We start from the raw sequence: 14,212 nt of genomic DNA on the forward strand, positions 1-14,212 counted from the left end.
GCCGCGACCGGTCCGGAGCCGGTCGCGGCGGTTGGTTGCATCACGGCGCCGGCCACAGTGGCCTGACCGTGACCCCCCCGGTCAGCGCGATTGCTGTATCGCCGCCTGTTTCCGGTCCTTGATCGTGCGCAGCGAGATGAACCCCACCGCAAGCACGGTCAGCACCAGGAACAGCACCGAGATCACCGACGAGGTGAAGATCCACCAGCTCCCCGAGGAAATCGTCAGGGCCTGGCGCACCGATTGTTCGCCGATGGGTTCGAGTACAAAGCCGATCATCATCGGTGCCAGCGGAAAGGACAGCTTGCGCATTCCGTATCCCAGAACCCCGAAACCGATCATGATCCAGAGATCCGTGGTGCTGGAATTGAACCCGTAGACACCCAGCATGCAGAGGATCGCGATCACCGGATAAAGGATGTATTGCGGAATCATCACGATCCGCGAGAACAGCCGGATCGCCGCCAGCCCGATCACCGGCAACATCAGCGCCGCGATCAGCAGCGCGATGAAGATCGCGTAGACCAGATCGAGATTCTCGGCAAAAAGCTGCGGCCCCGGTGCCAGCCCGTGGATCAGGAACGCACCCAGCAACACGGCCGTCACCACGTCGCCGGGCACGCCGAGGGCCATCAGCGGGATCAACGCGCCGCCGGCGGTGGCGTTATTCGCCGATTCAGCCGCCGCCACACCGTCCAGCGACCCCTTGCCGAATTTCTCCGGGGTTTTGGAGGCCCGCTTGGCCTCGGAATAGGACAGGAACGCCGAGGGCGTCGCGCCAAGGCCGGGGATCGATCCAAGGATGATGCCGATCACCGAGCCGCGCGCAATCGTCGGCAGCTTGGCGCGGATCTGGCCCCAGCTGATCCGGGCCTTGGGCACGATGATCTTCTTGATTGAACCCACCGCGGCCTCGGACTGGATAAACAGCTCGGACACCGCGAACAGGCCGATCAGCATCGCCATCAGCGAAATCCCCTCGAGCAGGGTCAGCTCGCCAAAGGTAAAGCGCGGCGTGGCCATCATCGGGTCAAGCCCGACCGTGCCAAAGATGAACCCGACCGCCGCCGCGACAAGCCCCTTGATCAGCGAGTCGCCGGAAACCCCGGCGACGATGGTCAGGGAAAAGAGCACGAGGCAGGCAAATTCCGCGGGGCCGAACCTGGTCGCCAGCTGGGCAAGGAGGATCGCGCCAAAGATGAGCGCAACCGTCGAGATCGTGTCACCAATCACCGAGGCCCACAGCGCCATGCCCATCGCCTCGCCGCCGCGCCCCTCCTGGGTCAGCGGATACCCGTCAAGCACCGTGGCCGCCGCCGCGGGCGTGCCGGGCGTGTTGATCAGGATCGCCGGGATGCAGCCGCTGAACAGCGACCCCTTGTAGGTGCCCAGCAGCAGCGCAAAGGCGGTGATCGGCTCGATCGTGTAGGTCAGCGGGATCACCAGCGCGATACCCATGGTTCCGGTCAGGCCCGGAATCGCGCCCATGAAGACGCCAAACGCGACCCCGGCGAATATGGCGACCAGGTTCGCCACCGAGATCAGCATCTCGAGAGCGGAAAGTAATTCTACGAACATCGGTTTCTCTTCAAATCAGGGGCAGGTTCAGGGCGTAGTTGAACAACAGGAACAGCACCCCCGTCGTGACGGCCGCAACAAGGGCGATGACCACGGGGTTTCTGCCGCCAAAGATCAGGATCAGCGACACAATCAGGGCCGGAGCCGCGACGAAATAGCCAACCCATTGGAACAGGACGACAAAACCCGCCATCGCAAGCGCCGCCAGCAAGGCACGGAGCGGGCGGCCGCCAACTGGCGGCGCGCCGTGAACCGCGATGCCGGATTTCAGCGTCCAGAGCGCGGGCAGCACCAATAGTACCCCGCCCCCAAAGATCAGCATGGCCCCCAGGTTAGGGAAGAAACGCGGTGACATCGTGTTGTCGAACTCGGATCCGTCGACATAGTTCGGTATCAGGTAATAGTAGAGAACGAGCGCAAAGGCAGCCAGCGCCAGGCCCGAAAACAAATCCACCCTTGCCTGTTTCATTTTCCCCTCCCAGTGAGAAAACCCGCCGAGGGTGTCGGCGGGCGTTGGTCTCGGTTGATGTTACTTGCCCAGGCCGGCGGCACGGATGATTTCGCCCTGAACGTCATGGTTTTCGCGCACGTTCCTTTCGAAATCGGCGCTGTCGAGATAGTTCAGCCGCATGGCCAGAGTATCGAAGATCTCCTTGAGCTCGGGGCTTTGGGCGGCCTTGGCGATCGCGTCATCCAGCCGGTCGCGGGCCTCGTCCGGAATGCCGGCCGGGCCGGCAATGCCGAGGATCGATGGCGCTTCGATGTCGTGGCCCAGATCCTTGAGTGTCGGCACATCCGGGAATTCTTCCATGCGGCTGCCGGTCAGCATCGCGATCAGCTTGAACTCGCCCGAGCGCACCTGCGGCAACCATTCGGTCGCGCCGGCCATGATGTCCACATGCCCGCCAATCAACGCCGTCACCGAAGGCGCGCCGCCCTTGAACGGCACCGGTTTCCAGTCCACCCCAAGCTCGTTGCCAAGGCGCACCATGGTCAGGTGCTGCGGCGTGCCGGTGCCCGAGATGGCATAGCTGATTTCGCCGGGATGATCCTTGGCATAGGCCACCAGTTCATCAAATGTCTGATAGGGCGCGTCCGCCGGCACCACGATCCCCAGGTTCCAGGCACCGTATTGGGAAATAAAGGTGAAATCCTCCAGCGGATCATAGGGCAGGTCCTGGCGATGCGGCGAGATCACCGCCGCGCCGGTCACATAGGTAAAGATGTTGTAGCCATCGGGCCGCTGCGCCGAGGCCAGCGCCGCCGCCACCGAGCCGCCGCCGCCGGGCTTGTTGACCACCGTGACCGTGGTATCAAGCTCGGACTCAAGCAGCGCCGCCAACACGCGCGCCGTCGAATCCGTGGTACCGCCCGCGCTGTAGGAAACCGTCAGGTTGATCCCCCGCTCGGGCCAGCCATCGGCCATCGCCGCTCCGGACAGCAGCGTCAAACCCATGGCCGCCGCATGCAGAATGTTCTTCATGTCTTCTCCTCCAACTTATCGGATACCGATTTTTATTATAACTTTCTATATTCAGAACCTGATTTTTCAGATAGTCAACTATGTTTTTCGATTTACTGCTTGCACATTGTGTATCAATAGCGTCATTCTGTGGGTGAAAGGAGTGCCCCGACATGAGTTCCAATGCGCTGCTCAAGGCCCTGCATGTGCTTGAAACATTTCAGCAACCCATCGAGTCGATGACGGTACGGGACATTTCCGCCGCCACCGGCGAAACAGAAAGCTCGGTCCAGCGCAGCACGTATACGCTTGAACGGCTCGGCTATCTTGAGCGCGCGGACGCGGGCAATCGCTATGTGCCGGGGCGTTCCTGCCTGGGGCCGGTCTATGGCTTTCTGCGCAACAACAAGCTCCTGGAAACGGCGACGCCCTACCTGATCGATCTGGCCGAACGGGTGGCAACCCGCACGCATCTGTCGGTGCTGGACGGCACCGAGATCGTGTACCTGTCGCGCATCCCGTCCCAGGAAGAGCGCCTGAACCTGTCACCGCTGGGCCGCCGCTGGCCCGCGATCAGCACAAGTTCGGGGCGCGCCATCCTGGCGGCCCTGCCCGAGGACGCGCGCGAAGAGATCATCGCCGCCTCGCAATTCAAAAAGATCACGCCCAAGACCGAAACCGACCCGGCGGCGATCCGCGCCGCGATCGACCTGGCGCGCCAGGACGGCTATTCCTACCAGGATGGCGAAGTTCTGCCCGGTGCGGCCTCGGTCGGCTCGGCGGTTGTCTCCGCCGACGGGCGGGTGCATGGCGCGGTGATCCTTGGCGGACCGGCCTCGGCCTTTGCCGATCTCGACCAGCGGCGCGCCCTGGGCGAGGCGGTGAAACAGGCGACGCGGGCCATCGGGGCATGTAACCTGTCATGAAACATCACGGCACCGACAATGCGATACCGGAACCGAAACAGGACCCGCGATACCTGACCTCGGTCGAGCGCGGATTCCGGGTGATCGACGCGCTTTCAACCAGCCCGGACCCGCTGTCGCTCACCGAGATTTCGCGCAAGACCGGGCTGGCCGTGCCGACGCTGCAACGTCTGGTCTCGACCCTTGTCGAAGCCGGCTATGCCGAGCGCGAGCCGAACTCGAAACGCTATCGCCTGACGATCAAGACGGTCGACCTGCTGTTTGCCTACCTGTCGCGCAACCAGTTCGCGGAACGCGCATGGCCGCACCTGGTCAAACTCAAGGAATCCCTGGGCGTCGGCGTGTCGCTGTCGATCCCGCTGGACCGGTCGATGATCTATGTGCACCGGCTGCCCGGCTATGCGGGCAATTTCGAGAACACCCTGCCCGGCAAGAAAATCCCGATGCACCTGTCCGCCAGCGGGCGCTGTATCCTGTCGCAGCGCCCCCAGCCCGAGGTCGAAGCCTATCTGGCAACCGCCGACCTGACGGCGCTGACGCCCTGGTCGCTGACCGATCCCGGGCAGATCATCGACGAGATCAACCTGTGTCGCGCCCGCGGATATGCGCTGGTCAAACAGGAAAGCTCGCCCGGGCTGATGGCCCTCGCCTGCCCGGTGATGCGGGAAACCCAGGTGGTGGCCGGCGTGTCCGCACATGCACCCATGGCCGGTTCGGACGAAAACGGCTTTGTCGAAAAAACGCTCTTGCCGGTGGTGTCCGTATCCCGCGCCCTGGGCTCGGGATAACACCAATCGCTACATTTCCAGGAGAACCCACGTGAAGATTGTATCCGCAGAGATATTCAGCGCCAACATCGTGCTGTCCGAACGGCACAACACCAAGACCGGTTGGCGGCCGATCATCCTCAGGCTGATGACCGACGAGGGCATCACCGGCATCGGCGAGGTCGGGCTGGCCTATGGCGCGGCGCATCACGGCGGTGTCGGGGCCCTGCGGGATTTTGTCGAAGGTTTTGTCATCGGCACCGACCCGTTCGAGCGCGAGACCATCTTTGACGCGCTGACCCGGCACACGTTCTGGGGTGGGGCCTGCGGGCCGGTGGTCAACGGCGCGATGAGCGCGATCGACATCGCCTGCTGGGACATCATGGGCAAGGCGCTGAACATGCCGGTCTGGAAGCTGCTGGGCGGCAAGATCAACGACAACCTGCGCACCTATGCCAGCCAGACCCAGTTCGGCTGGAATGACGGCATGGACCCCTGTGGCTCGGTCGAGCAATACGCCGCCGCGGCGCAGCGTGCGGTCGACGAGGGGTATGACGCGATCAAGGTCGATCCGGTGATGATCGACGAAGAGCTCGGGATCCAGTCGCCGCTCAGCCTGAAGGGCGCGCTGACCCGCGAGATCGTGGACCGGACGGTGGCCCGGATGACGGCCATCCGCTCGGCCATCGGCCCGGATATCGACCTGATCCTCGAACTGCATTCGCTGACCTCGCTGACCGGCGGGCAACGGCTGGTCGAGGCGCTTGCGGATCTTGACCTGTTCATGGTCGAAGAGGCGGTAAACTACAACAACGCGATCCCGGCGAAACGGCTGAAGGAACGGATGCCAGGCACCCGCATGACCGGTGGCGAACGCATCTTTACCCGCTGGCAGTTCCGCGAGTATCTCGAAGACGGATCCTTTGACATGATCCAGCCGGATTTCTGCCTGGTGGGCGGCATCACCGAAGGCAAAAAGGTCTGCGACATGGCGCATATTCACGAGGTTACGGTTCAGGGTCATGTCTGCGGCACGCCGATCTCGACCGCTGCGGCGCTGCATGTGGAAGCCTCGATCCCGAATTTCGAGATCCACGAACACCACATCTATTCCACGCTGGCCGGCAACCGCAACATCTGCCAGCAGGACCTGCAACCGGTCAAGGGCCGCTTTGCGGTGCCCGATGCGCCGGGGCTTGGTCTCGATCTTGACGAAACCTTTCTGCGCGCCCATTCCAACGTCATCACCCTGTCGTAACCCCGGCGCGGATACCTGCCTTGCCGGTCGCGGCCGGGACATATGAAGGAGACGCAGCGATGCGCAAACGTATCCCTCATTGCAGCCATTGGGGCGCCTATACCCTGCTGGTGGAAGATGGCCGGATCGTCGGCAGCGAGCCTTTTGCCGACGACCCGGACCCCTCGCCGATCGTCGGCTCGGTCCCGGAATGGACGAAACCCGAGCGCCGCGTTCTGCGGCCGATGGTGCGCGAAGGCTGGCGGCCCGGCGGCGGGGCGGCCAACCGGGAACGCACCGGCAATGACCGCTTTGTTCCGATCGAATGGGACGAGGCGCTGACGCTGGTTTCGGCCGAGATCAACCGGGTGGCCGGGGATCACGGCAATGCCTCGATCTTTGCCGGGTCTTACGGCTGGACCAGCTGCGGACGCTTTCACCATGCCGCGACGCTGCTCAAGCGGCTGATGAATCTGGTGGGCGGCTATACCGGCCATGTGGATACCTATTCGATCGCGGCGGGCCCGGCGATCCTGCGGCATGTGCTGGGCGATGCGGATGCCTGCATGGGGCGCGCCACCACGCTCGACACGCTGATCGGCACCACCGAGACCCTCGTGGTGTTTGGCGCGCTTTCGCCGCGTACCGCGCAGGTCGAAGCCGGCGGCGCACCGGTGCATGGCCTGCCCGAAACGCTGCGCAAGCTGCGGGCCGCGGGCACGCGCATCATCCACGTGTCGCCCTGCCGCGAGGATATGCCCGACTGGATGCAGGCCGAATGGTGGCCGATCCGCCCCAATACCGACGCCGCGCTGATGCTTGGCATGGCTGGTGAAATCCTGCGCGCCGGGCGTCATGATCAGGCGTTTCTGCAACGCTGCACCAGCGGCGCGGAGCGGTTCCTCGGCTACCTTGCGGGCAAGAGCGACGGGGTCGCGAAAACCGCCGACTGGGCCGCCGAGATCACCGGCCTGCCTGCGGACGATATCCGCGCCCTGTCGCAGACGCTGGTCGAAACCCGCAGTTTCCTGTCGCTGAGCTGGGCGCTGCAACGGGCGCATCATGGCGAACATACCTATTGGGCGGCCCTGGGCCTCGCGGCGATGATCGGACAGATCGGGCTGCGCGGCGGCGGCGTGGGCTATGGCTATGGCTCGCTCAACGGCATCGGCGGCCCGTTTGGCACCGGGGTGTCACCGGCCATGTCACAAGGCCGGAAACCCATCGACAGCTTTATCCCCGTGGCCCGCATCAGCGACCTGCTGCTCTCGCCGGGCGCGCGGTTCAGCTATCAGGGCGAAACGCGGACCTATCCGGATATCAGGCTGGTCTATTGGGCGGGGGGCAACCCCTATCATCACCACCAGGATCTGAACCGCCTGCAAGAGGCGTGGAACCGGCCGGAAACCATCATCGTGCAGGACCCGATGATGACCCCCACCGCCCGGCGTGCCGATATCCTGCTGCCGGCCTCGACCTCGCTCGAACGCAACGACATTTCCGGCACCAAACGGTCGGATGTCTACGTGGCGATGCACCAGGCCATCGAGCCGATGGGCGAAGCGCGCTCGGACTACCGGATCTTCAGCGACCTGGCCCGCCATCTTGGCGTCCAGGCGGACTTTACCGAGGGGCGCGACGAGATGGCGTGGATCCGCCACCTCTATGACACAAGCGCCGCGTATGAACGCCGCGCCCATGGCGTGACCATGCCCGATTTCGACACGTTCTGGGCCCGCGGCAGCGCCCGCGTCACGGTCAAGCGGGACAACGTGCATCTGGCCGGGTTCCGTGAACAGCCCGAGCAGCACCCGCTCGCCACCGAGAGCGGCAAGATCGTGCTGGGCAGCGACCGGCTCGCCGCGCTTGCATTGCCCGATTGCCCGGACCATCCCACCTGGATGGAACCGGCGGAATGGCTGGGCATGCCGGCGGCGGACGGGCGGCTCCACCTGCTCTCGAGCCAGCCACAGGGCCGCCTGCACAGCCAGCTGGACACCGGCCCCGCCAGCCTCGCCCACCGGCGCAACGGGCGCGAACAGCTGCGCATCCATCCCGAAGATGCCCGCGCCCGCCAGATCGGCGACGGCGATACCGTGCGTCTCTGGAACGATCGCGGGCAATGCCTGGCCACCGCCAGCCTGACGGAAAACCTGGGTCGCGGGGTTGTCGTGCTGCCGGTCGGGGCCTGGCTGACACCGGACGGGCGGACCGGACTCGATCTCGCCGGGAACCCGAACGTGCTGACGCTGGACATCCCGTCATCGGGCTGGGGCCAGGGTCCTTCTGCCCATACCTGCATGGTGCATGTGGAACCGGCAACGGCGGACCCGACAGACAGCCACGACATCTATCTGAAACAGATCGAAGAACAGAGTATATGACCCACCGCAACCCCGGTGCCATACCGGGCGTTGACGATCAGCCGAAAGGATTTCCCATGGCCGACAAACCCATCAGCCGCTTTCCCGTGCCCGCGCTTGACGACATGCCCGAGGACATTCGCGATACCATCCTCGGGGTTCAGGAAAAGGCCGGTTTCATTCCCAACGTGTTCCTGACCCTGGCCCACCGCCCCGACGAGTTCCGGGCCTTCATGGCCTATCACGATGCGCTGATGGAAAAGGACAGCGGGCTGAGCCAGGCCGACCGGGAAATGATCATCGTCGCCACCTCCAACGACAACAACTGCCTGTATTGCGTCGTTGCCCATGGCGCGATCCTGCGGATCCGCGCCAAGGACGCGTTGATAGCGGACCAGGTTGCCACCAACTATCGCAAGGCCGACATCACCCCGCGCCAAAAGGCGATGCTGGATTTCGCCATGAAAGTGTCCAACAACGCCCGCGCGGTCGGGGATGAAGATTTCGCAACGCTGCACAGCCACGGGTTCAGCGACGAAGACATCTGGGACATCGCTGGCGTGACCTCGTTTTTCGGATTGTCCAACCGGATGGCAAACGTCACCTCGATGCGCCCCAATGACGAGTTCTATATGATGGGTCGCGGCTGATCGGCGGGTCTTGGCCGGACAGGCATCCGCTGCCTGCCCGGTCCTTCATGTGCCGCCCGCGACACGGTTCGTTGTCACAGGTTCGGGGCGCGCCTGACCTGGGTGGCCTGTTCAAACGCATAGCCCAGCCGGAACAGATCGCGCTCGTGATTGGGCAAGACAACAATTTCCATGCCCACCGGACGCCCGTCATCGGTAAAGCCCGCCGGAACCGCGATTGACGGCATCCAGGTCTGCGACGCGATCAGGGTGTTGGTCGGAAAGGTCAGGACCTGGTGTTTGCCCTCGCGCACATCCGCCTTGGTGGGGGGCGGCACCTGTACCGAGGGAAAGACCAGCGCATCCAGCCGGTTCTCGGCCATGATCCCCACCACCAGCCGCTGGAACTGGTCGCGCGCGGCCAGCTTTCGGTAATAGTCGGGGTCGTCGGTTGGTTTGACCGGGCCGTCAAAGATCTCGATCAGCAGGTCGAGGACCGGGTCATAAAGCTCTTTTTCGCGGATTTCCTCGAGGCTCGACACCGGGATGTCGGGCCGCGCCGCCAGAAAGGCATTGATGTCGTTGCGCGAGTGGGTGAGGTAAAGCGAGGTTTCCATGATGTGATCAATCATGTCGGGGATCGTGACATCGACACAGTCCGCCCCCGCCCCGCGTGCCGCCGCCAGGCCGGATTCGATCACCGCGTTTACCGCCGCCGCACCGTCCAGATCCGCGCTGCCAAAGGCGTTTCGCACCACCCCCAGACGCGCGCCGTTCAACGCCCCCGCATCGAGCGACCGGGTATAGCTTTCGCCGGGATCGGCAATCAGCGCGGCGCTGGTATAGGGATCGCGCGCGTCATAGCCGATCAGGCTGTCCAGCAGGATCGCCGCATCGGTCACGGTCCGGGTCATCGGCCCCGCCGTGTCCTGGAAAACCACCAGCGGCGACATGCCATCGCGGCTGATCAGGCCCGGTGTCACCCGCACCCCCACGAGGTTGGTAAAGCTGGCGGGCAGCCGGATCGATCCGCCGGTATCTTCACCGATGCCCACAAGCCCCAGATTCGCGGCGATGGCGGCGGCGGTGCCACCGCTCGACCCGCCCGGATCATGCGCCAGCGAATAGGGATTTCTGGTCTCGCCCGCCTTGGAGCTGAACGCGAACCACGATGTCGCGTAATCCGGCAAGGCGGTTTTCCCGAGGATGATCGCCCCGGCCTCTTTCAGCCGGGTGATGAGCGTCGCGTCACGCGCCGGCACATATCCGTCCTGCGCGATCGAGCCGAAGGTCGTCATCATGTCGGCGGTTTCGGCCTGGTCCTTGACCAGCACCGGCACCCCGTGCAGCGGCCCGCGAAACCCGCCGGTCTCGTTGAATTCGCGGTCCAGATCGGCGGCCACCTCCATCGCCTTGGGATTGACGGTGATGATCGAATTCAGCGCCGGCCCGTTGCGGTCGATCCGGTCGATCCGGTCCAGATAGGCGGCCACCAGCTCGGCGCTGGTATAGGTTCGGGCGCGCAGGGCGGCATGCATCCCGGCAATCGTGAGCTCTTCGACATCTATCGGGGTTGAGGGCATTTCAGGCTTTCCTTTCTGCAAAACTGCAATGGCTGGCGCAACTGGCTCAGCGTAGTCTCTTGAGGAGTGAATCAAGTGCCAGGGCACCGACGATCAGACAGCCCTTGATGATGTTCTGGTAGGACGGGCTGATGTCGAGCAACACGAAACCGTTGCTGATCGTCGCGATCAGGATCAGCCCGACACAAGTGCGCCAGATGCTGCCGATCCCGCCGCCCAGCGGCGTGCCGCCGACAATGACGATGGTGAGAACATCAAACAGGATGTTGGGGTCCATGACCGCCTGCGCCGAACTGAGCTGTGACGCCGAGATCAGACCGGCCAGCCCCGCCAGCGCCCCCAGCAGCGCATAGGTGCTGCCGATCACCAGCGGCACGTTCAGCCCGGACAGGCGGCTGGCCTCGGGATTGCCGCCCACCGCGAAAACCTGGTGGCCAAAGACGCTCTTGTGCAGGATGACCGCGGACAGGATCAGCACCGCGATCAGCAGCATCCCGGAATAGGGGAACCCCATCAGACGCCCGGCACCCAGTACGCCAAAACCCGGCGCGGACACAAAGAACGCCGCATTGCCCGTCACCACAAAGGTCACTCCGGTCACGATAAATCCGGTGCCGACGGTGGTAATGAACGGGTTGATGTCAAGCCGGGCGATCAGGCTGGCATTGACCGCCCCGACCAGCCCGCCCACCAGAAGGGCCGCGACAAGGGCCACTGGCACGCCCATCGCTTCGGCGGCAATGGCGGCAACCACCGAGGACAGCGAAAAGATCGCGGCAATCGACAGGTCGAACCCGCCGGCGATCACCACAAAGGTCATACCGACCGCCATCAACCCCGCCGGGGCCCATTGCGACAGCATGTTAGCCAGGTTCAGGTAGGACAGGAAATTCGGATTGGCCAGGGTCACGCCGATCACGAGGATCAATGTCATGATCGCAACCGCATGGTTCTGAAGAAAAGTCAGCCCGTTGGCACCGCCGCGCCGGGGGCGCCCGGCCACGGTTGCACCGGCGATGTGGGCGGTTTGGGTCTCGTTTGACGGGGTCATTGCGTTTCCTCAACCAAGAAAATTTCCCTGAGCGTGCCCTGCACGGTCTTGCCGGCGGCGGGGGCTATGCTCTGGAACCGTCCCGCGGCCAGCACCGCAACCGTGTCGGAATATTTCAACACTTCTTCCAGCTCGGACGAGACCAGCACGACACTCAGCCCGGATTGCGCCAATGCGCCGATCACCCGGTAGATGTCTTCCCGCGCGCCGATATCCACGCCCCGCGTCGGTTCATCCAGCAACAGGATCGCCGGTTGCATATGCAGCCATTTGCCGATCACGAGCTTTTGCTGATTGCCGCCGGACAGGTCCCGCACCTCCTTGCCCAGGTTTTCCGGCGCAAAGCCGATTGCACCACATTCCTCGCCCGCGCGGCGCAGCGCCGTGGGTTTGCGCACCAGCCCCCACATGCTGACCGCGTTCAGGTCGGTCAGCCACAGGTTCGTAGCCCCGTCCAGCAGCGGCACGAAGCCCTCGGCCTTGCGATCCTCGGGCACCATGGCGATGCCGCGCCGGATCGCCGCGCGCACCGAGCCGGGCAACGGGCCGCACCGGCCATTCATCTCGATCGTGCCGCTGGCCGTGGGATCATCCCCCGCCAGCGCCCGCAGGATCTCGCTGCGCCCGGACCCGACCAGCCCGGCAATGCCGAATATCTCTCCTCGCCGCAGGCAAAAGGATATGTCCGAAACCTTGCCCTGAATGCTCAGCCCCTGAACCCGCAGCGCCGGTTCGGTGCCAAGACCGGAACGCGACCGGCGCGCCACGGGGTCGATCTGCTGTCCGGCGATTGCCTCGACCATCCGAGCCTTGTTCCACTCCCCGGTCGGCGCGCTGGCGACAAGACGGCCCGCGCGCATCACCGAGATCCGGTCCGAGAGCTGGCGCACCTCGTCCAGGTCGTGCGAGATATAGATCACCGCCACCCCGCCGCGCCGCAATTCACCGATGATGGCATATAGCCGGTCGCGCTCGGAAGCGCCAAGCGCTGCGGTCGGTTCATCCATGATCAGAACCCGGCAATCCGTCGCAAGCGCCCGCATGATTTCAAGCGTCTGCCGCTCGGCAATCGACAGTGCCGCCGCCCGAATGCCGGGCTCGATTTCGACACCGAGCCGGGCACAGAGCGCACCGAACGCGGCGTCCATGTCATCGCGCAAGAGCATCAGCCCCCGTTGCCGCGGAGCACCAAGGAACACGTTCGCCGCCGCCGTCATCTCGGGCACGGTCATCAATTCCTGATAGACCGTGGCGACGCCCGCCGCGCGATGCCGCCGGATACCCGCGCCCCGGCCCAGATCGCGGCCAGCACAGCGCAGGCTGCCCTGATCCGCCTGATCGGCCCCGGCCAGGATGCGCATCAGCGTCGATTTGCCCGCGCCGTTTTCCCCGATCAGCGCGTGAACCTCGCCAGGCATGGCCGCGAAATCCACATCCGTGAGTGCCGCGATCCCGTGAAAACGCCGGCCTATGCCACGCATTTCCACGATGGGGGCCGCCGGATCGGCGGTAGTGAACATGGTCTCGGCCTGCACCTCGCGATCCCCTGTCAGAACCGTGGCGTGAAGCTGTCGGCGTTGCCGGCATCGATAAAGATGGTGCCCGGCCCCCCGGTCACCGCCGGCAGCCTGGCCTCGTCGATATAGCCGTTGGGGGCCTCGCCCTGAACCGCCATCACCGCCGCGACCGCCCCGTAATAGCTCTCTTCGTAAGGCAGCAGGATCGTGGTGCCCGAATAGCTGCCCGACCTGACCCGCGAAATACCGTCACTTGTGCCGCCGACCGAATAAATACGCACATCCTCACCCGGTGTCTTGCCGGCGCTGCTCACGGCCTGAACAACCCCGCGCGTCATGTCATCCCACGACGAGATCACCACCGAGATATCGGGATGTGCCAACAGGCCGTCCTGGATCACCCGCAAGGCGGTGCCGGGATCGAAATTCCCCGCCTGTTCCACGACAACCCGGGCGTTCGGATACTTGGCCACGCCGTTTTCGATTGCCCGGGTCCAGAGGTTATAGAGATCCGAGCCGACAAACCCGCCAACCGCCGCGACCTCGCAAGGTTCGGAACAGGAGGCAAAGGCGTTTTCCACATGCGCGTCGAAATAGGCCTGCCGCTGCATCGTGACCGTGCCCGCCAGCCCGGCTGTATGGTCGGTGTCGCCGCACATGGGCAGGTCGACCGTCACCACCGGCTTGCCCGTGGGCACCAGGAACTGCTTCCACATGTTGCAGGATTGCGCGGCGGCGGTCGGCCCAAGGATGTAGGCGTCAAAATCGCCCACGGCGGCGTTCTGCACCTGCTTGAGCTGTTCGGCCGGGTTGAAATTCGCGTCAAATGTCTGGAATTCGAAATTGAACCGCGCTGCCGCGTCCTCCATCCCGCGCAGGCGTTGCTGGCAATAGGCGTTCTGGACGCATTCCGTCAGATAGGCAAAGCGCCGGGTCGTGGCAAAGGGCGCACCGGTTTCGTCAAAGGCAATCACCTTTTCGGCGGCGTTCTCCGCCGCATGCGCCCCGCCCGCAAGGGATGCGGCAAGCGCAAGATGCGCGGCAAAGTGCAGGATCGAAGAGATTGAATTGGGCTTGGTATCTGGCATGGCAGCCTCCC

At 64.3% G+C, this 14,212-nt stretch carries 12 protein-coding genes; 5 read left to right on the forward strand and 7 right to left on the reverse strand.

The features are described 5' to 3' along the window. Positions 1-81: 81 nt before the first annotated feature. The 3 genes from ACP15R_RS14685 to ACP15R_RS14695 are packed head-to-tail and all read right to left on the reverse strand — an operon-like array spanning position 82 to position 3,061. Positions 82-1,578: a tripartite tricarboxylate transporter permease gene (locus ACP15R_RS14685; protein ID WP_424987183.1), complete on the reverse strand. Its 1,497-nt coding sequence runs from the start codon at positions 1,576-1,578 to the stop codon at positions 82-84. Positions 1,579-1,588: 10 nt separating this feature from the next. After that, on the reverse strand, positions 1,589-2,047 hold the full coding sequence (locus tag ACP15R_RS14690; RefSeq protein ID WP_424987184.1) for a tripartite tricarboxylate transporter TctB family protein: 459 nt from the start codon (positions 2,045-2,047) through the stop codon (positions 1,589-1,591). 60 nt (positions 2,048-2,107) lie between these two features. Then, positions 2,108-3,061, reverse strand: coding sequence for a Bug family tripartite tricarboxylate transporter substrate binding protein (locus ACP15R_RS14695; protein WP_424987185.1), 954 nt, complete (start codon positions 3,059-3,061; stop codon positions 2,108-2,110). A gap of 152 nt (positions 3,062-3,213) precedes the next feature. Between ACP15R_RS14695 and ACP15R_RS14700 the strand changes: the two genes are divergently transcribed. From ACP15R_RS14700 to ACP15R_RS14720, 5 genes are read left to right on the forward strand one after another with little or no spacing between them, the layout of a single operon-like run. Next, positions 3,214-3,966: an IclR family transcriptional regulator gene (locus ACP15R_RS14700; RefSeq protein ID WP_424987186.1), complete on the forward strand. Its 753-nt coding sequence runs from the start codon at positions 3,214-3,216 to the stop codon at positions 3,964-3,966. Next, positions 3,963-4,754 carry an IclR family transcriptional regulator gene (locus ACP15R_RS14705; protein WP_424987187.1) on the forward strand — a complete coding sequence of 264 codons (792 nt, stop codon included), beginning with the start codon at positions 3,963-3,965 and terminating at the stop codon, positions 4,752-4,754. The genes ACP15R_RS14700 and ACP15R_RS14705 overlap by 4 nt, the downstream gene beginning before the upstream one ends. Positions 4,755-4,785: 31 nt before the next feature. Beyond that, on the forward strand, positions 4,786-5,991 hold the full coding sequence (locus ACP15R_RS14710) for a mandelate racemase/muconate lactonizing enzyme family protein (protein ID WP_424987188.1): 1,206 nt from the start codon (positions 4,786-4,788) through the stop codon (positions 5,989-5,991). A 59-nt stretch (positions 5,992-6,050) separates the two neighbouring features. After that, positions 6,051-8,354, forward strand: a complete 2,304-nt coding sequence (locus tag ACP15R_RS14715; RefSeq protein ID WP_424987189.1) for a molybdopterin-dependent oxidoreductase — start codon at positions 6,051-6,053, stop codon at positions 8,352-8,354. Between the two features lie 56 nt (positions 8,355-8,410). Continuing rightward, a complete protein-coding gene (locus ACP15R_RS14720) occupies positions 8,411-8,983 on the forward strand; it encodes a peroxidase-related enzyme (protein WP_424987190.1) in 573 nt (190 codons plus the stop codon). Positions 8,984-9,057: 74 nt separating this feature from the next. Here the strand turns inward: ACP15R_RS14720 and ACP15R_RS14725 are convergent, their stop codons facing one another. The 4 genes from ACP15R_RS14725 to ACP15R_RS14740 are packed head-to-tail and all read right to left on the reverse strand — an operon-like array spanning position 9,058 to position 14,201. Beyond that, positions 9,058-10,545 (reverse strand): amidase, encoded by a 1,488-nt coding sequence (locus tag ACP15R_RS14725; protein ID WP_424987191.1) that lies wholly within the window; start codon positions 10,543-10,545, stop codon positions 9,058-9,060. A 46-nt stretch (positions 10,546-10,591) separates the two neighbouring features. Continuing rightward, positions 10,592-11,596: an ABC transporter permease gene (locus ACP15R_RS14730; RefSeq protein ID WP_424987192.1), complete on the reverse strand. Its 1,005-nt coding sequence runs from the start codon at positions 11,594-11,596 to the stop codon at positions 10,592-10,594. Then, positions 11,593-13,131 (reverse strand): sugar ABC transporter ATP-binding protein, encoded by a 1,539-nt coding sequence (locus ACP15R_RS14735; RefSeq protein WP_424987193.1) that lies wholly within the window; start codon positions 13,129-13,131, stop codon positions 11,593-11,595. The genes ACP15R_RS14730 and ACP15R_RS14735 overlap by 4 nt, the downstream gene beginning before the upstream one ends. A gap of 14 nt (positions 13,132-13,145) precedes the next feature. Continuing rightward, positions 13,146-14,201: a sugar ABC transporter substrate-binding protein gene (locus ACP15R_RS14740; protein WP_424987194.1), complete on the reverse strand. Its 1,056-nt coding sequence runs from the start codon at positions 14,199-14,201 to the stop codon at positions 13,146-13,148. Between the last annotated feature and the right edge of the window lie 11 nt (positions 14,202-14,212).

The sequence above is a fragment of the Microbulbifer sp. S227A genome (assembly GCF_049800935.1).

What these genes read in the sequence shown, in the direction of transcription:
- ACP15R_RS14685 (WP_424987183.1), bottom strand. Translation starts at nt 1,578, where the DNA reads ATGTTCGTAGAATTACTTTCCGCTCTCGAGATGCTGATCTCGGTGGCG.
- ACP15R_RS14690 (WP_424987184.1), bottom strand. Translation starts at nt 2,047, where the DNA reads ATGAAACAGGCAAGGGTGGATTTGTTTTCGGGCCTGGCGCTGGCTGCC.
- ACP15R_RS14695 (WP_424987185.1), bottom strand. Translation starts at nt 3,061, where the DNA reads ATGAAGAACATTCTGCATGCGGCGGCCATGGGTTTGACGCTGCTGTCC.
- ACP15R_RS14700 (WP_424987186.1), top strand. Translation starts at nt 3,214, where the DNA reads ATGAGTTCCAATGCGCTGCTCAAGGCCCTGCATGTGCTTGAAACATTT.
- ACP15R_RS14705 (WP_424987187.1), top strand. Translation starts at nt 3,963, where the DNA reads ATGAAACATCACGGCACCGACAATGCGATACCGGAACCGAAACAGGAC.
- ACP15R_RS14715 (WP_424987189.1), top strand. Translation starts at nt 6,051, where the DNA reads ATGCGCAAACGTATCCCTCATTGCAGCCATTGGGGCGCCTATACCCTG.
- ACP15R_RS14720 (WP_424987190.1), top strand. Translation starts at nt 8,411, where the DNA reads ATGGCCGACAAACCCATCAGCCGCTTTCCCGTGCCCGCGCTTGACGAC.
- ACP15R_RS14725 (WP_424987191.1), bottom strand. Translation starts at nt 10,545, where the DNA reads ATGCCCTCAACCCCGATAGATGTCGAAGAGCTCACGATTGCCGGGATG.
- ACP15R_RS14730 (WP_424987192.1), bottom strand. Translation starts at nt 11,596, where the DNA reads ATGACCCCGTCAAACGAGACCCAAACCGCCCACATCGCCGGTGCAACC.
- ACP15R_RS14740 (WP_424987194.1), bottom strand. Translation starts at nt 14,201, where the DNA reads ATGCCAGATACCAAGCCCAATTCAATCTCTTCGATCCTGCACTTTGCC.